General features: G+C 55.0%; 21 protein-coding genes, 1 pseudogene and 1 riboswitch. Of the genes and pseudogenes, 13 read left to right on the forward strand and 9 right to left on the reverse strand.

Annotated elements, in window-relative coordinates; all coding sequences use genetic code 11:
* Positions 1 to 253: 253 nt before the first annotated feature.
* Positions 254 to 1,516 carry a DUF1479 domain-containing protein gene (locus PAG01S_RS12905; RefSeq protein ID WP_062758923.1) on the forward strand — a complete coding sequence of 421 codons (1,263 nt, stop codon included), beginning with the start codon at positions 254 to 256 and terminating at the stop codon, positions 1,514 to 1,516.
* Positions 1,517 to 1,592: 76 nt separating this feature from the next.
* Positions 1,593 to 2,342, forward strand: coding sequence for a DeoR/GlpR family DNA-binding transcription regulator (locus tag PAG01S_RS12910; RefSeq protein WP_062758925.1), 750 nt, complete (start codon positions 1,593 to 1,595; stop codon positions 2,340 to 2,342).
* Here PAG01S_RS12910 and PAG01S_RS12915 read toward each other — a convergent pair.
* Positions 2,339 to 3,358: a LacI family DNA-binding transcriptional regulator gene (locus tag PAG01S_RS12915; RefSeq protein WP_062758927.1), complete on the reverse strand. Its 1,020-nt coding sequence runs from the start codon at positions 3,356 to 3,358 to the stop codon at positions 2,339 to 2,341. The genes PAG01S_RS12910 and PAG01S_RS12915 overlap by 4 nt on opposite strands.
* A 256-nt stretch (positions 3,359 to 3,614) precedes the next feature.
* Here PAG01S_RS12915 and ascF point away from each other — a divergent pair, with 256 nt between their 5' ends.
* From ascF to PAG01S_RS12945, 6 genes are all read left to right on the forward strand, one after another.
* The gene (gene ascF / locus PAG01S_RS12920) at positions 3,615 to 5,081 is read left to right on the forward strand and encodes a PTS cellobiose/arbutin/salicin transporter subunit IIBC (protein ID WP_062758929.1); all 1,467 of its coding nucleotides are present in this window, start codon (positions 3,615 to 3,617) and stop codon (positions 5,079 to 5,081) included.
* 36 nt (positions 5,082 to 5,117) lie between these two features.
* Positions 5,118 to 6,548, forward strand: a complete 1,431-nt coding sequence (locus PAG01S_RS12925; protein ID WP_062758931.1) for a 6-phospho-beta-glucosidase — start codon at positions 5,118 to 5,120, stop codon at positions 6,546 to 6,548.
* A 106-nt stretch (positions 6,549 to 6,654) separates the two neighbouring features.
* Positions 6,655 to 6,757: riboswitch (TPP riboswitch) on the forward strand.
* 68 nt (positions 6,758 to 6,825) lie between these two features.
* Positions 6,826 to 7,527: a TenA family protein gene (locus PAG01S_RS12930; RefSeq protein WP_062758933.1), complete on the forward strand. Its 702-nt coding sequence runs from the start codon at positions 6,826 to 6,828 to the stop codon at positions 7,525 to 7,527.
* Positions 7,524 to 8,264 carry an ABC transporter ATP-binding protein gene (locus tag PAG01S_RS12935; RefSeq protein ID WP_033760655.1) on the forward strand — a complete coding sequence of 247 codons (741 nt, stop codon included), beginning with the start codon at positions 7,524 to 7,526 and terminating at the stop codon, positions 8,262 to 8,264. Before PAG01S_RS12930 ends, PAG01S_RS12935 begins: the two co-directional genes overlap by 4 nt.
* Complete coding sequence (locus PAG01S_RS12940) at positions 8,261 to 9,022, forward strand: ABC transporter permease (protein ID WP_062758935.1); 762 nt, start codon at positions 8,261 to 8,263, stop codon at positions 9,020 to 9,022. The genes PAG01S_RS12935 and PAG01S_RS12940 overlap by 4 nt, the downstream gene beginning before the upstream one ends.
* Positions 9,023 to 9,045: 23 nt before the next feature.
* A complete protein-coding gene (locus PAG01S_RS12945; RefSeq protein ID WP_062758937.1) occupies positions 9,046 to 9,981 on the forward strand; it encodes an ABC transporter substrate-binding protein in 936 nt (311 codons plus the stop codon).
* 42 nt (positions 9,982 to 10,023) lie between these two features.
* Here PAG01S_RS12945 and PAG01S_RS12950 read toward each other — a convergent pair whose 3' ends face one another.
* Both PAG01S_RS12950 and PAG01S_RS12955 read right to left on the reverse strand, forming a co-directional pair.
* The gene (locus PAG01S_RS12950; protein ID WP_033760659.1) at positions 10,024 to 11,790 is read right to left on the reverse strand and encodes a sensor domain-containing phosphodiesterase; all 1,767 of its coding nucleotides are present in this window, start codon (positions 11,788 to 11,790) and stop codon (positions 10,024 to 10,026) included.
* 152 nt (positions 11,791 to 11,942) lie between these two features.
* On the reverse strand, positions 11,943 to 13,169 hold the full coding sequence (locus PAG01S_RS12955) for an FAD-dependent oxidoreductase (RefSeq protein WP_062758939.1): 1,227 nt from the start codon (positions 13,167 to 13,169) through the stop codon (positions 11,943 to 11,945).
* A 165-nt stretch (positions 13,170 to 13,334) separates the two neighbouring features.
* Between PAG01S_RS12955 and PAG01S_RS12960 the strand changes: the two genes are divergently transcribed.
* A complete protein-coding gene (locus tag PAG01S_RS12960) occupies positions 13,335 to 13,643 on the forward strand; it encodes a YicS family protein (protein WP_062758941.1) in 309 nt (102 codons plus the stop codon).
* Positions 13,644 to 13,797: 154 nt separating this feature from the next.
* Positions 13,798 to 15,135 (forward strand): H(+)/Cl(-) exchange transporter ClcA, encoded by a 1,338-nt coding sequence (clcA, locus tag PAG01S_RS12965; RefSeq protein WP_062759316.1) that lies wholly within the window; start codon positions 13,798 to 13,800, stop codon positions 15,133 to 15,135.
* Between the two features lie 9 nt (positions 15,136 to 15,144).
* Here clcA and PAG01S_RS12970 read toward each other — a convergent pair.
* Positions 15,145 to 15,669, reverse strand: a pseudogene (locus PAG01S_RS12970) (phenolic acid decarboxylase).
* Between the two features lie 414 nt (positions 15,670 to 16,083).
* On the opposite strand from PAG01S_RS12970, the gene PAG01S_RS12975 reads away from it, so the two are divergent.
* The gene (locus PAG01S_RS12975; RefSeq protein ID WP_073970672.1) at positions 16,084 to 16,581 is read left to right on the forward strand and encodes a LysR substrate-binding domain-containing protein; all 498 of its coding nucleotides are present in this window, start codon (positions 16,084 to 16,086) and stop codon (positions 16,579 to 16,581) included.
* Between the two features lie 1,085 nt (positions 16,582 to 17,666).
* On the opposite strand, the gene PAG01S_RS12980 is transcribed toward PAG01S_RS12975, so the two are convergent.
* Positions 17,667 to 18,347, reverse strand: a complete 681-nt coding sequence (locus PAG01S_RS12980) for a type 1 glutamine amidotransferase domain-containing protein (RefSeq protein WP_050679290.1) — start codon at positions 18,345 to 18,347, stop codon at positions 17,667 to 17,669.
* A 161-nt stretch (positions 18,348 to 18,508) separates the two neighbouring features.
* On the opposite strand from PAG01S_RS12980, the gene PAG01S_RS12985 reads away from it, so the two are divergent.
* Both PAG01S_RS12985 and PAG01S_RS12990 read left to right on the forward strand, forming a co-directional pair.
* On the forward strand, positions 18,509 to 19,426 hold the full coding sequence (locus PAG01S_RS12985) for a LysR family transcriptional regulator (RefSeq protein WP_062758945.1): 918 nt from the start codon (positions 18,509 to 18,511) through the stop codon (positions 19,424 to 19,426).
* A 109-nt stretch (positions 19,427 to 19,535) separates the two neighbouring features.
* Positions 19,536 to 19,751 (forward strand): YdgH/BhsA/McbA-like domain containing protein, encoded by a 216-nt coding sequence (locus PAG01S_RS12990; RefSeq protein WP_010246960.1) that lies wholly within the window; start codon positions 19,536 to 19,538, stop codon positions 19,749 to 19,751.
* Between the two features lie 63 nt (positions 19,752 to 19,814).
* Here PAG01S_RS12990 and PAG01S_RS12995 read toward each other — a convergent pair whose 3' ends face one another.
* From PAG01S_RS12995 to pdxR, 4 genes are all read right to left on the reverse strand, one after another.
* Complete coding sequence (locus PAG01S_RS12995) at positions 19,815 to 21,017, reverse strand: MFS transporter (protein WP_062758947.1); 1,203 nt, start codon at positions 21,015 to 21,017, stop codon at positions 19,815 to 19,817.
* Positions 21,018 to 21,183: 166 nt separating this feature from the next.
* Positions 21,184 to 21,924 (reverse strand): nitroreductase family protein, encoded by a 741-nt coding sequence (locus tag PAG01S_RS13000; protein WP_062758949.1) that lies wholly within the window; start codon positions 21,922 to 21,924, stop codon positions 21,184 to 21,186.
* Positions 21,925 to 22,007: 83 nt separating this feature from the next.
* Positions 22,008 to 23,384 (reverse strand): glycoside hydrolase family 10-like protein, encoded by a 1,377-nt coding sequence (locus tag PAG01S_RS13005; protein ID WP_170933463.1) that lies wholly within the window; start codon positions 23,382 to 23,384, stop codon positions 22,008 to 22,010.
* A 97-nt stretch (positions 23,385 to 23,481) separates the two neighbouring features.
* Positions 23,482 to 24,972, reverse strand: a complete 1,491-nt coding sequence (gene pdxR, locus PAG01S_RS13010; protein WP_174532009.1) for a MocR-like pyridoxine biosynthesis transcription factor PdxR — start codon at positions 24,970 to 24,972, stop codon at positions 23,482 to 23,484.
* Positions 24,973 to 24,993: the final 21 nt, after the last annotated feature.

Below are 24,993 nucleotides of genomic sequence, written 5' to 3' on the forward strand. Positions count from 1 at the left end.
CGCCTGCCCCTATACGTTCGCCGTTCTGTCCTTTCGGCTGATTGATTTGATTCATAAAGCTTACTCGCTGTGTGGATTAATGAGAATGCAAATAGTGACTTTGCTAACGGCTTTCAGAGCGTTCCGGTTCCGGAGTTGTGTTATCACGCACGTTTTTTTTCGTTAAAAGGATGTTAACCTCAGTCGAATATTACGAATGAAGGTTATTTTAATTACATTCGTAACTCAACCCCCAGATATTCAGGAGCACGAGATGCGTGAAGATTCCCGATCAACCCCTTTACCTGACGACGTCAAAACCGCTATTCGCGAGATGAAACAGCAGTTACGTCAACAGATTGGTGATGTCGATGCCCTTTTCCGTCAGGTTTGCGACAACATCACTGCTGCGATTGCTGAAGCAAAAGCAGATGAAAAGCGCACGGGCAGTGCCTGGCCGGTAGTGCCCATGCAGGACATTGCAGCGGGAAAGGTTTCGGATGAAACCCGGGCGCTGATTAAACGTCGCGGCTGTGTGGTAATTAAGCAGCACTTCGCGCGTGAGCAGGCGCTGGCATGGGATAAGTCGATGCTCGACTATCTGGATCTCAACCGGTTTGACGAACACTATCGCGGCCCCGGCGATGACTTTTTTGGATCGCTGGCCGCCTCCCGCCCCGAAATCTATCCGATTTACTGGTCACAGGCGCAAATGCAGGCGCGGCAGAGCGCGGCAATGGCTGACGCGCAATCTTTTCTGAACCGGTTATGGAAGTCTGAATCACAGGGAAAGCAGTGGTTTGACCCGGATGTCAGCGTTATCTATCCCGATCGCATCCGTCGCCGCTTGCCGGGCACCACCTCGAAGGGATTAGGCGCCCATACCGATTCCGGCGCGCTGGAACGCTGGTTACTCCCCGCGTATCAGCAGGTTTTCAGTAAGCTGTTTCACGGTGATTTTGCCGCTTACGACCCCTGGGATGCAGCTCACCGCACCGAAGTGGATGAGTATGATCTGCCGGGTACCACCAAATGTTCCGTGTTCCGGACCTTTCAGGGCTGGACCGCACTCTCCGATATGATCCCCGGTCAGGGCCTGCTGCACGTGGTGCCGGTGCCGCAGGCGATGGCCTATGTTCTGCTGCGCCCGCTGCTTTCAGACGTACCTGAAGATGAACTGTGCGGCGTCGCGCCGGGCCGGGTGTTGCCCGTTAATGAACAGTGGCATCCGCACCTGATTGCAGGACTCTGTTCGATACCGGCCTTAGAGGCGGGCGATTCGGTATGGTGGCACTGTGATGTGATCCACGCCGTTGCACCGGTTGAAGATCAGCAGGGCTGGGGCAATGTGATGTATATCCCCGCTGCGCCAATGTGTGACAAAAACCGCGCCTATGCCCGGCGGGTTGCACAGGCGCTGGAGCAGGGACGTTCGCCGGGAGATTTTCCGCCAGAAGATTATGAAACAGAGTGGGACCAGCGTTTTACGCTGCAGGATCTCAATCTTAACGGACGCCGGTCGCTGGATTTGTCCTGATCCCAATCCCGCGTTGTACACCAGCGCGGGATATCCCTGTTACACTGGAGCTTCTTTTTTTCTGCGAAACACAATTATGAACCCGCGACATCATCAGATTATTCAACTGGTTAATAGCCGGGGCAGCGTAACGGTCAGCGAACTGGCGCAGCTTACCGGGGTTTCTGAAGTGACGGTGCGGCAGGATCTCACGCTGCTGGAACGCGACCGACTGCTGCGGCGGGTTCACGGTTCCGCGCTGGCGCTGGACAGCGATAACGTCGGCACCCGCATGAATACCCGCTATCCCACTAAGCAGGCGCTGGCACGACATGCGGCCAGCCTGGTGCAGGCGGGTGAATCGGTGTTCATTGAAGGTGGCAGTACCAATGCGCTGCTGGCGCGTGCGCTGGCTGACCGTGCCGATCTTACGCTGATTACCGTCAGTCACTATATTGCCCAGCTTCTTCGGGAAGCCGCCTGTGAGGTGATTGTGCTCGGTGGCCTGCTTCAGAAAAGCAGTGAGTCGGTAGTCGGCCCGCTGACGCGGTATTCCATCCAGCAGGTTCATTTTCACCGGGCATTTGTTGGCGTGGATGGCTGGCATCCCGAAACTGGTTTTACTGGCCGCAACATGCTGCGCTGTGATGTGGTGGATGCCGTGCTGGCGAAAGGCGCTGAGAGCTATGCCCTGACCGACGCCTCCAAGTTTGGTCAGATTCACCCCTATCCGCTTTCATCCGGTTTTCAGGTCGGGCACGTGATTACCGATGAGACGCTGGATGCGGCGACGGTAGCGCAGCTCAGGGAACAGGCGATAGAGGTGATACAGATCGCCGCAGGTTAAGCAGAACGGCCGGGGCCTTTAGTAACGGAGTCCCGCAGCATCAGGCTGGCCGTGAAAGGTGCCTGAGTATGCCAGTCTCCGCCATCAAGCATGTTCAGCAGGCGGTTAATCGTCTCATCGATCATCTCGGTGACCGGCAGTTTCATGCTGGATAACGACGGCGTGATGAAGGGCGCCAGCGGAATATCATCGAAGCCAATCACCGAAACCTGCCCGGGTACCGCGATGTTGCATTCAGTCAGACGTTTGATGGCACCAATCGCCATCTCATCATTACTCGCCACCAGCGCGCTGAATGTCACCCTGCGTTCCAGCAGCTGGTCCACGGCCGCCATACCGCTCTGCGCCGTCCATTTACCGGTCACGATTCGCCGGGAATCGGCTTCAATGCCCTGTGCGGCCAGCGCAGCGTGATAGCCGGAAAGTCGCTCGACGCCGGTCGGCGAATCGAGTGAACCGGTGATAAACGCGATCTCGCGATGCCCCTGATTCAGCAGATGGCTCACCGCCGTGGCGCTGCTGGCGTGCTGATCGCTGTAAATGCAGTAGCTATGGTTGACGCGCAGCCGCCGGTTGATCACCAGTATCGGCTGTTTGTGCCGGGAGATAATCGCATCCAGCGCGTCAATGCTCAGGAAGCGCGGATAGATAATGATGCCGTCACAGCGCAGATCGAGCAGAAACTGAATCGCCGCCTCTTCCTGCTCAGCGGTGTGTTTGCCGTCCGCCAGAATCAGCTGGCGGCCCTGCTGCTCCAGTATGCGCGCGGAGTGTGCCATTAGTTCAGTGAAGTAGCTGCCGCTGTAGAGCGTATTGGTGATCACCAGTCCAATGGTCTGAGACGTTTTTGTCGCCAGGTTGCGCGCCAGCAGATTGGGCCGGTATCCGGTTTCGGCAATCGCCTTCAGTACTTTTTCACGCTTTTCCTGCCCGACATAGCCATTGCCCGAGAGCACACGTGACACTGTCGCTTTAGAGACGCCCGCCCTGTTTGCCACTTCCTGAATCGTTGCCATGGTGATGCTCCTTTGCTGCGTCGTCCTGCAGTCTACCTAAGCCTCTCAATGTTGGAAATATTTACCCCGCCTTAGTATGAGGTTACCTGGCAGCATCAGGTGATGGAGTTCACAAAAAAGAGATCTTGATGATTTTGGCGCTTGTCGGCGCCATGAAAGCACTTCATGATTTTGTGAAACCGGTTTCCTATTTGCCTGCCCGCAGGCGCAAAAACATAAAAACTTTAACCGATTTACCCTACAGAGAAGAGCGATCATGCCCAGAAATTATGCCGAGGTGTCACGCGCCATCGTCGATGCGCTAGGCGGCCTCACCAATATCGAAGCCGTAACCCACTGCATGACCCGCCTGCGGTTTGTGTTGAAAGATGAAAACCAGGTCGACTATCCCCGGCTCAAAGCGATCAATGGCGTTATGGGCGTGGTGCACAACGACACTCAATGCCAGGTGATCATTGGTAACAACGTGTCACAGGCTTATCAGGCGGTGCTGGAGCTGGGATCGCCCGCAGCGACATCGGCTGTACCCGTAAAACGTAAAATCACGCTGCGAGGCATCGGTGCAGGCATTCTTGATGCGCTGGTGGGCACCATGTCGCCGCTGATTCCGGCCATTATTGGCGGGTCAATGGTTAAGCTGCTGGCGATGATCCTGGATATGGCGGGCGTGTTTGAGAAAGGCTCATCAACGCTGGTCATCCTCAACGTAATTGGCGATGGCGCATTCTTCTTCCTGCCGATCATGGTGGCCGCCTCTGCGGCGCTGAAATTCAAAACGAACATGTCGCTGGCGATCGCCATTGCCGGTGTACTGGTTCATCCCAACTTTGTTGAACTGATGGCGAAAGCGGCACAGGGTCAGGCGGTGGAATTTGCTTACATCCCGGTGACCGCGGTGAAATATACCTATACGGTGATCCCGGCGCTGGTGATGACCTGGATCCTGTCGCACATTGAGCGCGGCGTGGATCGTATTACCCCTGCCGTCACTAAAAACTTCCTGAAACCGATGCTGATTGTGCTGATTGCGGCACCCATCGCGATTGTGCTGATTGGTCCGATTGGTATCTGGATCGGCAGCGGCATCTCCGCGCTGGTCTACACCGTGCATGGCTATCTTGGCTGGCTTTCCGTCGCGATTATGGGCGCAATCTGGCCGCTGCTGGTGATGACCGGGATGCATCGGGTGTTCACCCCCACCATCATCCAGACCATTGCCGAAACCGGCAAAGAGGGCATGGTGATGCCGTCAGAGATTGGTGCCAACCTCTCGCTGGGGGGATCGTCGCTGGCGGTGGCGTTCCGGACCAAAAACCGTGAACTGCGCCAGACCGCGCTGGCAGCGGCGGCATCAGCGATTATTGCCGGCATTTCAGAACCGGCGCTGTATGGCGTTGCGGTCCGTTTAAAACGACCGCTGATCGCCTGTCTGATCAGTGGTTTTATCTGTGGCGCGGTCGCGGGCATTGGCGGGCTGGCCAGCCACTCCATGGCCTCTCCCGGCCTGTTTACCAGCGTACAGTTCTTCGATCCCACCAATCCCATGAGTATTGTCTGGGTCGGTGCGGTCATGGTGTTGTCTGTGGTGCTGTCATTTGTGCTGACGCTGCTGTTAGGTTTTGAAGATATTCCTGAAACCGAGCCCGAAACCAACACCGCACCCGAAAGCGCAACGCAACCTGCGCCCGTTACCGAACGCGCTAACGCGATTAATAGCCACTAAAGGAAAGGGTCACGCTGACCCGGAAAAGAGGATTGCATGTCTGATTCAAGGTTTCCGCAAGGATTTTTATGGGGCGGCGCACTGGCCGCCAACCAGAGTGAAGGCGGCTTTCGTGAGGGCGGAAAGGGCTTAACCACCGTCGACATGATTCCCCATGGCCCGCACCGTTTGCCGGTCAAACTCGGTCTGGAAAAGCGTTTTACCCTGCGTGACGATGAATTTTATCCCAGCCATGAAGCCATCGATTTTTATCACCGCTATCCGGAAGACATTGCGCTGATGGCGGAGATGGGGTTCAGCGTGTTCCGCACGTCGATTGCCTGGAGCCGTCTCTATCCCAATGGCGATGAACTGACGCCCAATCCGCAAGGCATCGCCTTTTACCGCGCGGTCTTTGAGGAGTGCCGCAAATATAATATCGAACCGCTGGTCACGCTCTGTCACTTTGATGTGCCGATGCATCTGGTGACTGAATATGGCTCGTGGCGCAATCGCAAAATCGTCGACTTTTTTGCCCGCTATGCCCGCAGCTGCTTCGAGGCATTTGATGGCCTGGTGAAATACTGGCTGACCTTCAATGAGATTAATATCCTGCTGCACAGCCCGTTTTCCGGCGCCGGTCTGGTGTTCGAACCCGGTGAGAACAAGGATCAGGTAAAGTATCAGGCGGCCCATCATGAACTGGTCGCCAGCGCGCTGGTGACGCGCATCGCGCATGAAGTGAATCCGATGAACCAGGTCGGCTGCATGCTGGCAGGCGGCAACTTCTATCCCTGGTCGAGCAAGCCGGAAGATGTCTGGGCTGCGCTGGAAAAGGATCGCGAAAACCTGTTCTTTATTGATGTGCAGGCGCGCGGGGCCTATCCGGCCTACGCCGCCCGCGTGTTCCGTGAAAAAGGGGTAACGCTTGAGATCGCTGACGGCGATGCCGACATTCTGAAAAACAGCGTCGATTTTGTCTCGTTCAGCTACTACGCCTCACGTTGCGCCTCGGCCGAGATGAACGAGCAGAACAGCAGCGCCGCCAATGTGGTGAAATCCCTGACCAATCCGCATGTACCGCGCAGTGAGTGGGGCTGGGGTATCGATCCGCTCGGCTTACGCATCACCATGAATATGATGTATGACCGCTATCAGAAGCCGCTGTTTCTGGTGGAGAATGGCCTGGGCGCGCGCGATGAGATCGAATCAAATGGCGAGATCAACGATGATTACCGCATCAGCTATCTGCGCGAACATATCCGCGCCATGGGCGACGCAATTGAGGATGGCGTGCCAGTGATGGGTTACACCAGCTGGGGCTGTATCGATCTGGTTGCCGCCTCAACGGGTGAAATGAGCAAGCGCTACGGATTTGTCTATGTGGATCGCGACGACCTGGGTAACGGCACGCTGGCGCGCACGCGGAAGAAATCCTTCTGGTGGTACAAAAAAGTCATTGCCAGTAATGGTGCGGATCTTGAGTGACAACGTCACTTAAGATCTATCGTCATGCTGTTACTGGCGCGACAGCAACGCCGGTACAGAACGCTTATTTCTGCCGTTGTACTCCGGCAGTAATTATCGTATAACCAATGTCTCCGAGGGGTGTCCTGTAATGGGCTGAGATGGCCTAAGCCGAACCCTTTGAACCTGATCTGGGTCATGCCAGCGAAGGGACGGGTCGGCAGATTTTCTGCGTCATCTCCTGCAACATTCCCTGTTCCAGACCGTATGCCCGGATCTCCCTGTTACTGGAGATCCTATGACACATCCGCTTTTCGACACCGGCTTTTATGGTCGTCTGCGCCAGCAGGCGGGCAGCCAATGGCACGCCTATATCAAGCACGATTTTGTGCGGCAACTCGGTCAGGGCACCCTGCCACCCGCCGCCTTCCGCCACTATCTCACCCAGGATTATCTCTTTCTGCTGCACTTCGCCCGTGCCTGGGGCCTGCTGATCAGCAAACTTTCCGAGCCAGCAGCTTTGCGCAGCGCGACGGCATCGCTTAACGCCATCGTCAGCGAACTGCCACTTCACCAGGCTTACTGCCAGCAATGGGGCATCAGCGAGGCGGCAATGGCGAGCGAACCCGAGGCAGTGGAAACGCTCAACTACACCCGCTACGTGCTGGACGTGGGTCACACCGGGGATGCGCTGGAGCTGTTGACCGCGCTGATGCCGTGCGTTGCCGGTTATGCTGAAATTGGCCTGACACTACTGCATGATCCCGCAACCCGCTTTGAGGGGAATCCTTACGCGGCATGGATAGAAAATTACGGCGACGAAGCCTATCTGGATGGCGTTCGCTCCTCACTTTCACTGTTTGAAATCCTGGCCCGGCAGCGCGCCGGTGAACACCGGTTTAACCCGCTGGCGGAGATCTTCACCACCGCGACCCGGCTGGAAGCCGCTTTCTGGCAGATGGGTCTCAACCATGCTGCCGCCCAGCGGATCAGCTCATGAACCTGCCGTGCAGTCCGGTGCCGCCAGGCATTTCAATTCGCCAGCTCAGCCTGAATTATGGCCAGCAGCCACTCTTCAGCCAGCTTGATCTGGAGATCGCGGGCGGTGCTTTTACCGCTTTACTGGGTGCCAGCGGCGTCGGAAAAAGCAGCCTGATGCGGGTCATTGCTGGTCTGACGCCACCCACCGCCGGGCAGGTCAGCGGCAGCGACGGCCTGCCACTGACCGGACGCATCGCCTGGATGGGGCAACAGGATCTGCTCTATCCCTGGCTGACGGTTGAACAAAATGTATGCCTCGCCAGTCGCCTGAAAGGTGAAAGGGCCGATCGCGACTGGGCGCAGCATCTGCTGATGCGGGTAGGTCTGAGCCACTCTGCGAACGCGCGACCCGCGACACTTTCCGGCGGGATGCGTCAACGCGCCGCGCTGGCCCGCACCCTCTACACCCGCCAGCCGGTTGTGCTGATGGATGAGCCCTTCTCCGCACTGGATGCCCTCACCCGCGCTCAGATCCAGACGCTGGCCGCAGAAGTGCTGGTCGGACACACCGTGCTGCTGATTACCCATGACGCCGCCGAAGCCTGTCGGCTCAGTCACCACATGCTGGTGATCGGTTCTGCGGGAATTGAAACCTGCCCGCCCCTGGCGGGCCAGCCACCGCGGGCTGCAGACGACATACAGGTATTGCAGAGTCAGGCCGCATTGCTGAAGCAGCTGAGCAGGATAGCGGGATGAGATTACACAAAGGTTTTGCCGGTCTTCACCGTGGAGTGATGCTGTTTGCCGGACTGATTGCGCTGTGGTGGCTCGCCACACTGACTTCGGTTCCGGCCTTTCTGCTGCCCTCACCCGCTGCGGTCGCCATCGCACTGTGCCAAAACGCCGGCTATCTCGGCCATCACACCCTGATTACTCTGACCGAGATCGTCAGCGGCATGGCCCTCGGCGTGCTGCTGGGGAGTGTGCTGGCGCTGGGCATGACCTTTTCGCCGTGGCTGCAGCGCTGGATGATGCCGCTGGTGATCACCAGCCAGGCGATTCCGGTTTTTGCCCTGGCGCCGCTGCTGGTGCTCTGGTTTGGTTTCGGCATGGGCGCCAAAGTCGCGATGGCCGTCCTGGTAATCTTCTTCCCGGTGACCTCCGCCTTTTTTGATGGCCTGCGTCGCGTCACGCCCGGCTATCTCGATCTGGCTCGCACGCTGGGCGCATCACCTGCAGCGCAACTGCGACATGTCCGGCTGTTAGCCGCGCTGCCCGCCCTGGGCTCAGGATTGCGGATGGCGGCAGCCGTCGCGCCAATAGGCGCAATCATCGGTGAATGGGTCGGCTCGGCCGAAGGGCTGGGCTACGTGATGCTGAATGCCAACGCCCGGATGCAGAGCGACCTCTGTTTCGCCGCCTTGTTTATTCTGGTGCTGATGACGCTGGCCCTGTGGCTGACCCTCGACATCCTGCTGCGCCGCCTGATTACCTGGGCACCCGAGACACATTAATGACTAAACCAATGAGAAAACCCATGACAAAAATGCCTCTGTTTACCCTGCTGTTCAGCGCCACCTTAGCCACACAGGCTCAGGCGATGGAGAAACTGACACTGGTGCTCGACTGGTATATCAACCCCGATCACGCACCCATTATGGTGGCCCAGCAGACCGGCGCGTTTGCGGCAGAAGGGCTGGAGGTTAACATTGTGCCGCCTTCCGATCCGGCGCTGCCGCCGCGTCTGGTGGCAGCAAAGCAGGCGGACTTAGCGATTACCTATCAGCCGCAGCTGCATTTCTTCGCCGATCAGGGATTGCCCTTGATGCGGGTGGGGACGTTGATTAACAGTCCGCTGAATACGCTGATGACGTTAGACGAAACGGTAAAAAAACCAGCCGATTTAAAAGGGAAACGTATCGGCTATTCGGTCAGCGGCATTGAACAGGCGACGCTGGCGACCATGCTGAACCATGATGGCGTAAAGGCCGATCAGGTTAAGCTGATTAACGTCAATTTCCAGCTCACCAGCGCCCTGATGACCGGGCAGGTGGATGCCGTTATCGGCGGCTATCGCAATATCGAAGCGCTGGAGATGAAACAGCACGGTAAAAACCCGGTAGTCTTCAACGTCGAGGATTATGGTGTTCCGGCCTATGACGAACTGATCATCGTCGCCAACCGTGATGAGGCACACTCGGAGAAAATCAAAAAGTTTTTGCGGGCACTAAAGAAAGGTAATGCGCAGTTGCAGGCGCACCCGGAGGAGAGCTGGCAGGCCTTTGCCCGCGCGCATCCGGAGCTGAACACGCCGCTAAATCATCAGGCATGGCGTGCCACCCTGCCGCTGTTCGCTGCCGATCCGGCAAAACTGGATCGCGCACGCTATCAGGCTTACGAGCAATTTCTGTTTGATAACAAACTGATTAAAAGCATCACGCCGGTTGAGCGCTACGCCACCGGCAGTGAGTAATATGAGAGCCCGCAACGATCGCTGCGGGCCATTTTCCTGGCATCACTTCTGATAAAGCCAGTGTTCAATATCGCTGGCTGGCAGCGGTTTTGAAAAGAAGTAGCCCTGGATTTGATCGCAACCGTAAGTTTTCAGCAACGTCAGGGTGGCTTCCGTCTCAACGCCCTCGGCCAGCACGGTGTAGTTCAGCTCTTTCAGCATCTGAATAATGCATCTGACGATGATTTTTGATGCGTCATCTTCACCCATACGCGAGATCAGGGATCGGTCGATCTTGATCACATCCAGCGGGATATCCTGCAGATAGCTGATGTTGCTGTAGCCAGTGCCGAAATCATCCAGCGAGATCACAAAGCCGTGTGATTTCAGCGCTTCCAGCCCGCTGATCGCCACATTGGTTTTGGTGATCAGTTCATTCTCCAGGCACTCAATGCCCAGAATAGAATTGGGTAACTGAGCCGCCGCTAATTTTGCCACCAGCCGATCGGCAAAATCGGGCTTTGCGAAGTCGCGTTCGCTGACGTTGATCGAAACCGGAATCAGATCGTATTCGCGATCCCAGCGCGCAAGCTGCTCAATGGTGTGATCGATAACCCAGTTGGTCAGATCGGAAATCAGGTTGGTTTTACCCGCTAACGGAATGAATTCTGAAGGGAAAAGCTCGCCCCGCTCAGGATGATTCCAGCGGATAAGCGCCTCCAGCCCGACCGTTTTACCGCTTTTGAGACAGACTTTAGGCTGCCAGGCCAGGTAAAGCTCTTCGTCTTTATTCAGCGCCTGAGCCAGATCGTTCATGATCATAAAGTCATCGGTGCGCCGCGAGTCGTAACTCTCTTCAAAACACATTGCACTGATGTTCTCATCCACCGCTTCATGCAGCGCGCTCACGGCCTGACGCACCGTTTCATTGGCATCCATCTGGCCCGGTACAAACTCTGTTTCACCGGTAAAGACATCCAGGTCGAGCGTAATATTTTCCGCCAGATCGGCCTTCATGCCCTTAAACAGGTCGATCATGTTATGTGCGGTATAACGACCCGAGTAGGGCTGAACAATAGCAAAACGGCCTGGAGCGAAAGTATAAAGCGTTTCATTCTCCGGAAGATTGAGCCGGTGAGCGACATCCTGCGCCATCTGCTTTAGCAGTTTCTCCATCGGCGCAATGCCCACCGCACGGGAAAGCTCATAGGCGCGAATGATGTCGAGGCAGTCGATAAGAATCAGGCGAAAGCGGCTCTGTGGTGCGACAAGGGTCAGTTGCTGAATATCACGAATCAGGCGTGGGCGATTCGGCAGGTGCGTAATGACGTCGGCAAAACCCGCATTGTTCCAGGCATCCAGAAATGAGGTGACCAGCGTAGCCAGTGAGCGCAGCGTGGCGAGTTTCTCATCCGTAAAAGGATGTGGCTGGGTGTCGGTTACGCAGAGCGTGCCCAGCACCGCGCCGTCGAGGTTCTGCAGCGAGACACCGGCGTAGAAACGAATATGCGGATCGCCTTTCACAAACGGGTGCGTGACAAAGCGCTCATCCAGTAAGGTGTCATACACCACCAGATGTCCCTCACCATCAATGACGTGGCGGCAAAGAGATTCATCACGGGTCGATTGCTTAAGATCGAAGTTGCGGGACGCTTTAATATATTGGTTATGATCGTCAATAATTGAAATGAAGCTGCCAGAAATACCCAGCACCTGGCTGGCGAGATTAACGAATCTTTCCAGCACCTTATCCCGGGCTTCATCCGGGGACAAAAGTGCCTTGATCGCACTCAGACGTTTTACGTCGCTGCCATTTTGCTCGTTATGCACTGAAACCTCTCCTATGCAGGCGCAAAAATCGAAAATAATTTAGCTAAGGAATGCTCAATTAGCGCCCAATTATCAGATAAATAGCGGCTCAATCTGACAGTACTTTCACAGTGAAACAGTGTCGCATGATATCTGATCGCTGTCGAAATCATTTAACGCTCTTCTTTCATGTGCGCAACCTGCGGCGACTCCGTCCTGAAGCCCAGACCGATCAGGCGTCCCAGCACAAAACGCAGAAACGGCAGGCGCTGGATAATCGCGGGAACCTTGCTGCTTCCCGAAGGTTTTCTTCTGGCTTTATTACGGCTCATCTTCATCTGCAAAAACTGTGTGGCGGCGGTAGGGAACTGACGGCGCTTCTGCACTTTTTCCAGGTCGCGCAGCTGCAGTTCTCCCTTCTTCAGAGGATCGGTCAAAAGATTCGCCGTCGCTACCGCATCCTGAATCGCCAGATTTACGCCAACCCCGCCAATCGGCGACATGGCATGCGCCGCATCACCAATGCAGAGCACACCAGGTTTCGCCCACTTATCCAGGCGGTCGATACGTATCGACAACAGTTTAAACGCCTCCCAGCTCTCGATTTCCGCCATGCGCGCAGGCCCGAACGGCGACAGAGCCGCCACTTCTGCTTTAAACGCGTCGAGTCCGGCGGCCTGTTTCGCCTGAAACTCCCCTTTCGGAATAGTCAGTCCGCACTGCCAGTAGTCGCCGCGATCGATAACAATAAAGTTCTGGCGTGGCCCTTTATGCCCCATACCCAGATCGGGATCCTGCGGCTGTTTACTTAAGCGGAACCAGATGACATCGCGTGCTGCGCCGAATTCCTGTCCGGTCAGTCCTGCCGCTTCGCGTACGCGTGAATGGCGGCCATCTGCACCGACCACCAGTTTACAGCGGATGTGCAGTTGCTGATTCCCGCGGGAAGCTATCACACCACTGACCTTGCCATTTTCAACATTCAGCGACTCAAAAGAGGTCGACTGCAGCAGGCTGAAGCCCGAATACCGGGCGCTCTGTTCAGCCATATAGTTCAGGAAATCCCACTGCGGCATAAAGGCGATAAAACGGCACTGAACCGGCAGGCGTGAGAAATCGGCCATCGTAATACTCTGTCCGCCGATTTCCGCCTCCAGCTTTTCGGCACGCTGATGCGGCAGCGTCAGGAAAGATTCCAGCAGACCGAGCTGATGCATAATTTCCAGCGTCGAAGGATGGATGGTGTCACCGCGAAAATCGTGGAGAAAATCGGCGTGCTTTTCGATCACCATCACGCGCAGGCCTGCGCGGGCGAACAGATAACCCAGCATTAATCCGGCCGGGCCACCGCCGACGATACAACAGTCAGCGGTGAGAATTTCAGTGGAATGTGTCTGCATGTCAGCTCCCTGTCACGCCAGTATTGCTATGATTATTGCGTCGACCGTGGCGACGTTGCCGCAGTCGGTCGGGGATATTGTGCTCAGGCTAATCACTCAATGCGATTAATATCAACTGAAAACTGCCGAAGACCCGATCCTGTCCTCAGCAGTCAGGAGACCATCATGAACGTGATCCGCAACACGCTGTTTATTCTGCCGCTGTTAAGCCCGCTGATTGTGGCAGCCGCACCCTACGACACGCTGAAGTTTGCGCTGCGTCAGCAGCAGATAACTGACGATCTGCGCCAGAAGTGCCAGTTATCGCCAACCATCTCCGATGAAAAACTGCGTCAGACGTTTCTTAACGATAAGCAGAACCAGAAGCAGAATCAGGTCACGCTGGCCGCGGCGGCTCAGGCGCTGAAAAACCAGGATGATCCAGCCTACCGCGAACGCATGGCGCAAGTGGTTTGTCCACCACAGACGAATTAACCCTTTACCCCGATGAAATTGATCCTGACGTTTGTTTTCACCTTATCACTCAGTAAACTGGGGCGCTGGTCTGGTTGAACAAGAATGTCTCTCAATGAATGAAGAATCACCGCAGCCGGTTTATGTTCCCCGCTCCATCGCGGCGCGCAGCCGGATGTTTCGCGCCCTGCTCTATCGTGATAAAACACCGCTGGCGATGCTGTTCTGTGCCGCGCTGGTCGGTACGCTGGTTGGCCTGGCGGGCGTGGCGTTTGCCCGGGCCGTTGAAACAATACAGCAGTGGCGTGCTGACACGCTTATACCATCGCAGTTTCAGGGCTGGATGCTCTACGCCGCCGCCTTTGCCATCTCGGCTCTGCTGGCGATGGTGGGCTATTTTCTCGTCAGGCGCTTTGCTCCCGAAGCGGGTGGCTCCGGTATCCCTGAAATTGAAGGGGCGCTGGAAGAGCTGAGGCCTGTGCGCTGGTGGCGGGTGATTCCGGTGAAGTTCTTTGGCGGCATGGGCACGCTGGGTGCCGGTATGGTGCTGGGCCGGGAAGGCCCGACAGTGCAGCTGGGCGGGAACATTGGCCGCATGGTCATTGATATTCTGGGGATGCGCAGCAATGAGGCACGCCATACGCTGCTGGCAACCGGCGCGGCGGCCGGTCTGGCGGCAGCGTTTAATGCGCCGCTGGCGGGCATCCTGTTTATCATCGAGGAGATGCGTCCGCAATTCCGCTATAACCTGATTTCAATTAAAGCCGTGTTTACCGGTGTGATTATGGCCAGCATTGTGTTCCGCTGTTTCAACGGCGAACAGGCGGTGATCTCCGTCGGCAAGCTGGCTGATGCGCCGGTGCAGACGCTGTGGCTCTATCTGGTGCTCGGGATGATTATCGGTATGGTCGGCGTCCTGTTTAACCGCCTGATATTTATCACGCAGGACCTTTTTGCGCGCTTTTATGCCGGTAAAACGGCACGCGTGGTGCTGGCCGGTGCATTGCTGGGCGGCGGTTGCGGTATTCTGGCTCTGCTGTTTGCACCTGGCGCAGGCGGCGGTTCAGAACTGATTCCACAGGCGGTCCATGGCGTCTTTCCGTTCACCCTGCTGCTGATCATCTTTCTGGTCAGGCTGGTGACCACCCTGCTCTGTTTTGGCTCAGGTGCGCCGGGCGGTATTTTTGCGCCGATGCTGGCGCTGGGTACGCTGCTCGGCACAGCCTTTGGGGTGGCCATGTCGGACCTCTTCCCGTTTTATCATCTGGAAGCGGGCACCTTTGCTATCGCGGGGATGGGAGCACTTTTTGCGGCGTCGGTAAGGGCACCGCTGACCGGTATCGTACTGGTGCTGGAGATGACCGATAACTATCAGCTGATATTGCCGATGATTATTACCTGTCTGGGCGCTACGCTGCTGGCGCAGTTTCTGGGGGGGAAACCACTCTACTCCTCAATCCTCGCCCGCACGCTGGCGCGTCAGGCAGAAGCTACCGCCCGTAGGGGCGGGTGACCGGCTTAATTACTTACCATCAAAGTAGTCAGCAGGCATCTGTCCGGGTGCCTGATTGATCACTTCATCGTTATCTGGACCTTCATTCTTCATATAGGTCACTTTCGCAAACTCTGGAATGATCACATACGGATAGGCCGGCCCTTCATCGCGGAAGCGGTGCATATCTTCAATGAAATCATTCTGATAACAGATAGTTTTTTCCGGATGCTGACCTTCACCGGCAATCCACTGCGGGAAGAAAATTGTGCCGTGAACCAGGGTGCGATTCAGATCAAACAGCAGGCTGACGCAGGTGCCGGTGGGCTCATGCCAGTCTACTTTTTAGATGCCAGGGGCGAACTGAATCGCATGCATTTTCTGGTTGGTCACCCAGCGGCCACCTACCAGTCCCTGATGAATGCGGTAGTCGCAGGTGGTTTCGTTGCGAGCATACCACTCATATTTCCAGCCATTATCATAGGTATAGACAAAATGCGTACCGACGAACTGAGAAAGATCGCTGGAGATATTCTCTGGAGATTCTGCAGACATTTTAACCTCTGTTTGAATAGCGCACTTAACAGGCGCAGATGAATTTCAAAAGAAAGCTATAGCGCAATAACTCGATGAATATTGACTATGACGCAGATTGATTTTTTTGCCATCTGAAAACGGAAATGGTTCGCAATGGGTAAATTAAAAACTCCTTAAAAAACCCTTCCCGGCTCCCTGAAGGCTATACACTCCAGAAAAGAGATATTTTCATATAAATTACTAATTAAATCTTATAGATGAATAGTTTTGATGTGAGATATCTATCAGTCATCTATCACCATGCTGAGTAAGTCTTTCTTCAGTATACTTTCGATATAGAGCTTATTTTTCAATAATTTAAAAATTTATAACGGAAGTATTTTCCTTTTTTGGGTTGATCATGCTTTCATCATTACTTGGCCAGATAAGACCCTGTCAGGACAATTTGAACATGGGAAAGTTGATGTGGCGTTGCTGAAACCAGATACCACGCCGCCGACGTTGCATACACGGCAACTGTTCAATGAAGAATATGTTTGTCTGCTGAGTGAAAATCATCCTCTGCCGGGCAGTGCGACGCTGTCGCTGGATGAGTTCTGTTCGCAGGATCATGCGCTGGTTTCGTGGCCCGGCGGAAATTTTAATGGGGTTACCGACCAGGCTTTGGCTGCGATTGGCCGGGCCCGTCGGGTAACGCTCTCAGTTTGCAGTTTTCTGACGCTCCCGGAAATTTTGCGCGTCACTGATTTGGTAAGCGTGGTACCGAAACGACTGGCGGTCGACACTACGGGTCTGGTCATGTTGCCAGCACCGCTGATCATCCCTGGCTTCAGCAAAATCATGGCCTGGCATAACCGAACCCATCATCACAAAGGGCATGAGTGGCTGCGTGAACGACTGGCGTCCGTGGCTAAAACGGTGGTGTATTAACAGGAATAGCGGACTGCGGCTCACTGTTTTGCGATTTTGTTTAAGCAACAGACAGGATAACGGGGCGTTATATCGCATTCTGTCCGACGTCGAAAAGGCAAAATCGCGCTTTGCTATGTCGATAGCGGGGTAAAAATTGATGCTGGGGAATTCAGGAAAGAGAGTGTTGAGCTGAGGAAAAAATAGCAGGAGAATAAATCGCGCGTGAATCACTTTAAATATTATCAATAAAAGCTGCTTTTATAATGTTAATTACTCATATTTACGCTCTAAAAAGAACTGACAGACAACGTAAAATGATAAAAGCCCTGACTGAAATAGCCAGGGCTTTTAAGGTACTACAGATTTTACGTTTACCATTAACTAACTTAATTGATAGGTACTACTTCGGTACTGCTATTTATGAACAGATCCTGCGGATAATAATGATCACGATACTGAAATGTCACTATTATTAGCGGTTTCAACCACCTGATAGTCTTTCAGGAGACAAAGACAGGTCAGGCCCGTATAAATCTGCACACCCCCATCGCGATATATACTCTTTGATGCGTTGCCTTACTTTCATTACGACGTTTAAACCGCAATCGTATCCTGTCGTAACGTAACGTTCAGAACTACGAGGCCTTACATCATCGCGACGCGATACTACATACTTCTTAAAGACTTACTTCGACTCCATTTAACAGGGTTATTTTAACTAACGAACAGTTTTAAAGAACAATGTTTAACAGAACCACCGACAAGTTCAACTCACAAATTTGTCGGACCTTTTTACTTTACTCGTAACGCTTTTGTTTCCGGTTTATCAGGGCAACTGCACGCCGCTGATGAGTCCTACTCTACGGATATAAAAAACGATGTCAACACTGGTTTTAAAAACATGTTTATATTTGCAGTGAATTTTTCAGGCAATCATTTAGCTCTGAAACGCCCGTAAATTTATTATCAATGTTAAGAAAAATTGAGCTCTAATCTATTCAACCTGAATAATTAAGCAGGTCACTATCTGCCCTGGCACTTAACGGTAGGAATAAAAAAGGCGCCCGCAGGCGCCCTCAAAACTCAGCATGCTGTAAAGAGCTTTATTTCGCCAGACTTGCCAGTAAAACCTTCGCGGTCTCGGCTGATGAACCTGGGTTCTGACCGGTAATCAGCAAGCCATCCTGAACCGTATAGGACTGCCAGTCATCACCGCGTGAGTAAAGGCCGCCGTTCTGTTTTAGCACATCTTCAACCAGGAACGGCACCACGTCAGTCAGGCCAACGCCCTCTTCTTCACTGTTCGTAAAGCCAGTAACTTTCTTTCCTTTGACCAGAGGCGTGCCATCAGCATTTTTCACATCACGCAGGACACCTGGAGCATGACAGACCAGCGCAACCGGTTTGCCCGCCTGCAGGGTTTGCTCAATCAGCGAAATGGAGTGTTTGTCGTTTGCCAGATCCCATAAAGGACCATGGCCGCCTGGATAGAAAACGGCATCAAACGCTTCCTGATCAACAGTATCAAGCTTGACGGTCGAGGCCAGTACTGCCTGAGCAGCAGAATCGGCATGGAAGCGGCGGGTCTCATCAGTCTGAGAATCGGGTTCATCACTTTTTGGATCGAGTGGAGGCTGTCCGCCCTTCGGTGAAGCCAGGGTAATCTCTGCGCCCGCATCAAGAAATGCATAGTAAGGTGCGGCAAGTTCTTCCAGCCAGAAACCGGTCTTCTTGCCAGTGGTGCCCAACTCATCATGCGAGGTCAAAACCATTAAAATTTTCATTTCCGCTCCATATAACAGTTAGTCGGTTTCAGGTGTAAGGATAGTCAGAACCAGCGTCTGAGCCGCTATCTTCTGCGTTGACCCGTTAATCATGGCGGGGTTACGAATATTTATGAAATTTATTTCTTCAATTTCAGTTATTCACATAGCATTATAGCTTAATGAAATACGATCTGAATTTACTGCCAGTTTTGCTGGTCATGATGGAAGAGCGCAAAGTTACCCGCGCAGCGGAACGGCTTGGCATAACCCAGCCGGCGCTTTCTAATGCATTAAATCGGCTGCGTGAAACGCTCAACGATCCGCTATTTATCCGCGAACGTTACGGGATGCGACCTACGCCGAAAGCGGAACAGCTGGCTCAGGTGGTCGGTGCTGCGTTGTCATCGATCGACAAGGTTATTCTTGGCCAGCAGGACTTTGATCCGCTTCATGCCACCCGCCTCTTCACGCTTGCGCCAAACAGCTATGTAGAATTCATCATGATGCCTGCCATCGTGGCCCGCCTCAGGAGCTGTGCACCCGGCATCCGACTCCGCCTCACTCCTTTTGGCAATGACGTTACTGAAACCGGTGTGATTTCAGGTAATACCGATATGGTGCTGGGTCGTATCGTGGAGCCGCCCGATAATCTCGTCGTTCAGCACCTGATGAATGAAGGTCTGGCTTGCGTGATACGCGCCGATCATCCGCTGGTGGGCGAAAATCTCAGCGCAGAGCAATATGAGCAGCTAAAGCACGTCAACGTTCTGCCACCTGGCCGTATGCGCGCCGGGTTATATCAGGCGCTTGAGCAGCGAGGCCTGCGTCGTCAGGTTGCTGTCTCCGTAACCCACTTTCTGGCCGTGCCGGAAATGATTGCGGTCACCGACTACTGCGCGACCCTGCCGCGTTTGATCTGTCAGCATCTTTCACGCGATCAGCGGCTCAGAATCATTCCCGCGCCGGTTGACCTGGGCACCTTTCCGGTTGAAATGGGCTGGCATGCACGCTATCGCGACGATCCTGCCCATCGCTGGTTCAGGACGTTGATTACGGAGACGGCACAGTCGCTGTCTGATCCCCAGATAAACAATTAGCACGATCACCATTGCCGCACTAATAGTTAATATTGATATCATAACCTGAGTTACTATTATTCCCATCGGAGGCAAACATCCTCCCAATTCATAACTCAGGAATATGACCATGAAAAACGTAAAAGCACTTTCAATCGCCGCACTCGCAACTCTTTCTCTGATCTCTTTTGGCAGCTTTGCCGAGAGCGTTTCTGTCACCTCATCCACACTGGATGGCGCAGAATCAAAAATTGCTGCTCAGGCTCAGGAACAGGGCGCGCAGTATAAAATTACGGAAGCGAACACCAACAACCGTGTTCACATGACCGCAGAACTGTATAAATAACGGATGGTCGCAAACGGATTTGCCAGAAGAGGCTGCCCAATGGGCAGCCTTTTTTGTGTCCGATCAGGCCAGACGGGCGGCTGGGGCGCTACCGGTGCGCCACCATAGAATCAGCGCTGCCAGCGCAATTGCGCCGAGTACCGCAAACGCGGTGCTGTAAGAATAACGTGCGGCGATCATGCCCGTCATGGCGGGACTCAGCGCGGCACCTGCGCCCTGCATCAGCATAATAACGCTTTGCCCGGCGTTAACATGACCCGTACCCCGCAGCAGGGAGACAATATAGCCTGGCACCGCCACACCGAGAATCCCGGCCGCAATACCATCCAGAACCTGAACCGGAATGACAAAAATCGGCTCGGCAAAGCCGGCGGCCAGAACCGCGCGCAGCGGTAATATCATCAGGGCGATCATGATAAACAGGCGATAGCCGTGCGTATCAACGCGTTTAGATACCCACAGCGCGACCGGGATCATCACCAGTTGGGAAATCACCACCGTTGCCGCCGCGTAAAGGCCCGGACTGATCGCCGCCTGGCCGCCTGCCGAGGCGACGCGCATGCTCAGCATCGGCAGCAGCGCGGCATTGGCAAGATGAAACAGCAGCAGCGTCAAACCGGCGATCATCAGCGCCGGGTTTCGCAACAACATTGATAAGTGCAGCGCTGGCTGACGCTCTTCATGCGGTTCATAACCGCGCGCCACATCGTTATCGATCTCATTTCCGCGAATTGCCAGCGTTGCGAAGGCAGCGAAAACCGCCATTACCGTCATAAGAATGAAAACGGCACCCATGCCCCAGTACCAGGCTGAAAAACCGGCCAGCAATGCAGCAATCGTATTACCGCCATGATTAAACGCCTCATTGCGTCCCATCTGCTGGTTAAAGCCGCGCTGACCCGTGAGCCCTAAGGTGATCCCCGCCACAGTCGGGCCGATAAACGCCGCAGCCAGGCCGGCTACAACCTGCGAGACCATCGCCGTCCAGGTCTGATTGCTGTACCACAGCAGCAGCGTGGCAACGGTAATCACCAGACAGCCCAGCAGCACAATGATTTTTTTATGGCGGGTCGCATCGGCGGCGATCCCTGCCGGCAGCGTGGCAAGTAATCCGGCGATACCGCCACAGGTCATTACCAGACCGATTTCGTCGGGTCGCCAGTGTCGCTCCGTAAGAAAGATGCCCAGAAATGGCCCCAGGCCGTCGCGGACATCGGCCAGAAAAAAGCTCATTAAACAGAGCGCGTAGAGTGAACGCTGAGACATGTTATTTCCCTGGAAGGTAAGTGTTAGAGGCAGTTGCGCTTCGGTTAAAAGGGAAATTATGTGTTACGCCGTGGAAAGTCACCTTTCGTTATAGTAACAAAATGAAAAAGGCCACCCGTAAACGCTACGGATGGCCTTTTTCTATTCACTCAATAACGAGAGCGAACTATTTATCTGTGCCAAAACCCTGCTTCAGCAGTGCTGGCAGTACATCCGGGAAGTAGATGTTTTTATAGTAACCGCTGACGCTTTCGCTCCAGCTCTCACCGTCATTACGACCAATCGTCTTCCAGTGCTGAACCATCTCATCGTTGTAGGTTGCAATCTGCTGCTCCAGACCCTGCGTCTGGTAAGTCTCATCATGGCGGAACGTCGCCAGAGGCAGACGTGGTTTCTGATGAGCCGGTTCGTCTACGTGACCGATTACCACACCCGCCACCGGGAAGGTCAGCGGCGGCAGCTCCAGCAGTGAAATCATCGCCTGTGGGTCGCGACGGATACCACCAATTGGCACAATCCCCAGACCTTCGGCACGCGCAGCCGCCATTACCGATCCCAGCGCGATACCGATATCGGTAGAACCCGACACGATACTCTCAATGCTCTGATGGGCGATCTGCTGCTGATCGACCGCGGCCATTCCCACGGCTGATTTATGCATATCCAGCACAAAGGTGATAAACACCGGTGCTTTGGCAATCCACGGCTGACCGCCTGCAATGGCGGCGATCTGTGCGCGACGTCCGGCATCACGCGTGATCACCACAGAAACCTGCTGCGAGTTTACTGATGTCGGTGCGCGATAAGCGGTACTGATAATCCGATCCAGCACAGCTTCATCGACAGGTTGCTCAGTGAAACTGCGTTCACTTTTGTGACTTGTAAAAATATCAATCAGTTCGCTCATGGTTCCTCCCATATAAAGCGTAAGAATAGCAGCAAGTCACAGGGAAAAACTTAACCGCACTGGTCATGCTGTCGCGGCGTTTCTCAGCCTCCCCAGCGGCTTTTAAGATAGCTTACCGCCTGCTGAGTCTGCGGCTGATTCAGATAGTTCTCTCTGAACAGAATCGTGCCATCAATATTGGGGTTCGATTCATTAAGGTCGAGCTGCTTTTTCAGCTCCGGTACGCCGCCCTGCTGTGTCCAGTCAGGCTCAACTTTTGACGGCTCGCCCACTTTATAGAGAGCAAGGCCGATGTAGAGCCGGGTTTTGGTCGGTTTCACGACCTCTGCCCACCAGTTTGCCAGCACATCGTATCGGGCCGCCTGACGGGAAAAAGGCCAGTAGAGCTGAGGTGCAATGTAATCCAGCAAGCCCTGCTGCACCCAGCGGCGGGTATCGGCAAAAGCTTCATCATACGCCGCCGCTCCGCGGGTATCGGAACCGGCAGGATCATGCGACAGATTACGCCAGACGCCCGCCGGGCTGACACCAAACTCCACGTCCGGCTTCAGTTGTTTGATGGTACGTGACACCTGCTCAATCAGCTGCTGAGTATTGTGACGCCGCCAGTCCGCTTTGCTGGCAAACCCCTGACCGTAGCGGCTGAAGGTCTGATTATCGTTGAGCAGTGAACCGGCAGATTCAGCATAGAAGTAGTCATCGAACTGCACACCGTCGATGGGATAACGCGCCACCACCTCGGCCACAATACTGGTGATCCAGTCACGCGCCTCAGGGATACCCGGATCGAGCACATAGCGATCGCCTGCAGTACGGATCCAGTCGCGATGCAGCACAAAAACGCTGGCCGGGTGCAGTGACAGCGTGCGGTTGAGTTCGCTGACGGTAGACGATTTAGTGTTTACCGACACCCGGTAAGGGTTGAACCAGGCATGGACTTTGATACCGCGCTTATGCGCCTCATCAAGCATAAACTGCAGCGGATCATAGCCCGGATCTTCACCAATTTTTCCTGTCAGCATATCTGACCAGGGGAGGATTTTTGAGGGCCAGAGCGCAGTGGCATCAGGCTTAACCTGGAAAAACACCGTGTTGATGCCCAGGCTTTTCAGCTTATCCAGCTTGTCGATCAGCGATTGCTGCTGCTGGCGGATACGCTGCGCCGGACTGGTGCCATTCACCGACGCAACGGGCGGCCAGTCAAGACGTGAAACCGTGGCTAACCAGACGCCCCGCATCGGTTCCTGCGCCTGAGGTTGTGCTGGCTTGCCGGGCGTCGATAGCGGCTGTTTCGTCACGGGCGGAAAAGGTGTGACCAGCGATTTCGGCGGCTCAGATGCGCAACTGACCAGCAACAGCGCGGCAGCCAGCGCGGCGCCTCGCTTAATAGCCGCACGGGCCGGTGCAGTAAAGGGATTAAAGGCGATGATAGACTCCGGTATTGTCTGGTCGGGGCGCAAAGAGGAGTATTCTCGGTGACTCTGATTAAATGTCAATGCGTTAGCACTGAGGCGGCAGTAAAACCGCCCTCCTTCAAAACAAGCGCCCCTGAACCCGCTAGCGCTGCGGAGTGAACACCATTCCGGCGGACGCAAGACAGGCTTTAAGTGTGCCGAACGCATCCTGACACTGCCGCTCGTTGACGCAGGCGTAACCCAGCAGCAATCCGCGCGCCCCCTGAGGGTGCATATAATATTGCGAAAGTGGCCGTACTTTGACGCCGCGCTTTAGCGCCTCCGCGGCTATCGCCACGTCATCCGCGCCTGCTGGCAGCGGGATCACCAGATGCAGCCCCGCTTCATGATTGAATGCCGGTAAAAAGGCTGGCCCCAGATAGCGCTCGATCAGCCTGCAGAGAAACTGCCGCCGCTGGCGGTAAAGCAGGCGCATCCGGCGGATATGCTCCATGTAATGGCCCAGCCGGATAAACTCCGCCAGCGCACGCTGAATCAGCAGATGTCCGCCGCGATAGAGCTCTGCCGCGGCGATGCGCAACGGCTGTGCCAGCGGTTTCGGCACCACCATGTAGCCAATGCGCAGCGCGGGATAGAGCGTTTTGCTGAACGTTCCCATGTAAATGACCGGCGCATCCGCTTCCAGCCCCTGCAGTGAGGGATGAGGCTGGCCGGAAAAACGAAATTCGCTGTCGTAGTCATCTTCCACAATCCAGCTCTGATGGCGACGTGCAAGGGTGAGCAATGCCTGACGACGGGCCAGGCTCAGATGCACACCCAGCGGATATTGATGAGAGGGCGTCACAAACACCATCTTTGGTGGCGGGCCGCTGTCCGGCACCAGTCCCTGCTCATCCACGGGCATCGCCCGAATCTTCAGGCCATTCATGCGCAGCAGATTGCGCGTTCCCCAGTAGCCTGGCTCCTCCATCCAGACCCGATCGCCAGGATCGCACAACACCCGCGTTACCAGATCAACCGCCTGATGAACCCCTTCGGTGATCAGGATCTGGTCAGCATCGGCCCGAACTGAACGTGCCACCCGCAGATAATCCACCAGCGCATGGCGCAGATCGGGACAGCCACCGCCGCTGCTGTAGACCAGGCGGTGAACGTCAGGTTCGCGATTCAGACGCGCCTGAATCTGACTGAACAGCTTGTGGGGGAATTCGGTCACATCGGGCGCACCGGGGACAAACGCGCCCCACTGGTAAGGCGATGCTGTCGCGTGCCCCAGCAGACTGGCGCCCCGCTTCGACAGCGTCGCCGGTCGTTGCGCCTTCACCGCCTGAAGGTCGGCTATCGCATCACTCTGCAGAGACTTTTCCGGCAGCGTCTCTGCAATCCAGGTGCCGCTGCCGGTCCGCGCGGTGACATAGCCCTGAGCCATCAGGCTCTCATAAACATGCATAACCGTGTTTCGCGACACGCCCAGTTCGCGCGCCAGATCGCGGGTTGGCGGTAAACGGCTTCCGCGCGGAAACACCTCTTCAGCGATCGCGGCCTGCATGCAGTTCAGCAGCCGCTGATGTAATGAGCCAGTTCTTAAAAACTGTAACCGCGCTAATAGATGATCTGCGTATAAGAGTCGCAATTGGCTCCACCTTTCCTCTGA

Source organism: Pantoea agglomerans NBRC 102470 (genome assembly GCF_001598475.1).
GTDB classification, from domain to species: domain Bacteria; phylum Pseudomonadota; class Gammaproteobacteria; order Enterobacterales; family Enterobacteriaceae; genus Pantoea; species Pantoea agglomerans.

Coding starts and splice junctions, on each gene's coding strand:
- PAG01S_RS12905 (WP_062758923.1), top strand. CDS start 254: ATGCGTGAAGATTCCCGATCAACCCCTTTACCTGACGACGTCAAAACC.
- PAG01S_RS12910 (WP_062758925.1), top strand. CDS start 1,593: ATGAACCCGCGACATCATCAGATTATTCAACTGGTTAATAGCCGGGGC.
- PAG01S_RS12915 (WP_062758927.1), bottom strand. CDS start 3,358: ATGGCAACGATTCAGGAAGTGGCAAACAGGGCGGGCGTCTCTAAAGCG.
- ascF (WP_062758929.1), top strand. CDS start 3,615: ATGCCCAGAAATTATGCCGAGGTGTCACGCGCCATCGTCGATGCGCTA.
- PAG01S_RS12925 (WP_062758931.1), top strand. CDS start 5,118: ATGTCTGATTCAAGGTTTCCGCAAGGATTTTTATGGGGCGGCGCACTG.
- PAG01S_RS12930 (WP_062758933.1), top strand. CDS start 6,826: ATGACACATCCGCTTTTCGACACCGGCTTTTATGGTCGTCTGCGCCAG.
- PAG01S_RS12935 (WP_033760655.1), top strand. CDS start 7,524: ATGAACCTGCCGTGCAGTCCGGTGCCGCCAGGCATTTCAATTCGCCAG.
- PAG01S_RS12940 (WP_062758935.1), top strand. CDS start 8,261: ATGAGATTACACAAAGGTTTTGCCGGTCTTCACCGTGGAGTGATGCTG.
- PAG01S_RS12945 (WP_062758937.1), top strand. CDS start 9,046: ATGACAAAAATGCCTCTGTTTACCCTGCTGTTCAGCGCCACCTTAGCC.
- PAG01S_RS12955 (WP_062758939.1), bottom strand. CDS start 13,169: ATGCAGACACATTCCACTGAAATTCTCACCGCTGACTGTTGTATCGTC.
- PAG01S_RS12960 (WP_062758941.1), top strand. CDS start 13,335: ATGAACGTGATCCGCAACACGCTGTTTATTCTGCCGCTGTTAAGCCCG.
- clcA (WP_062759316.1), top strand. CDS start 13,798: ATGTTTCGCGCCCTGCTCTATCGTGATAAAACACCGCTGGCGATGCTG.
- PAG01S_RS12980 (WP_050679290.1), bottom strand. CDS start 18,347: ATGAAAATTTTAATGGTTTTGACCTCGCATGATGAGTTGGGCACCACT.
- PAG01S_RS12985 (WP_062758945.1), top strand. CDS start 18,509: ATGAAATACGATCTGAATTTACTGCCAGTTTTGCTGGTCATGATGGAA.
- PAG01S_RS12990 (WP_010246960.1), top strand. CDS start 19,536: ATGAAAAACGTAAAAGCACTTTCAATCGCCGCACTCGCAACTCTTTCT.
- PAG01S_RS12995 (WP_062758947.1), bottom strand. CDS start 21,017: ATGTCTCAGCGTTCACTCTACGCGCTCTGTTTAATGAGCTTTTTTCTG.
- PAG01S_RS13000 (WP_062758949.1), bottom strand. CDS start 21,924: ATGAGCGAACTGATTGATATTTTTACAAGTCACAAAAGTGAACGCAGT.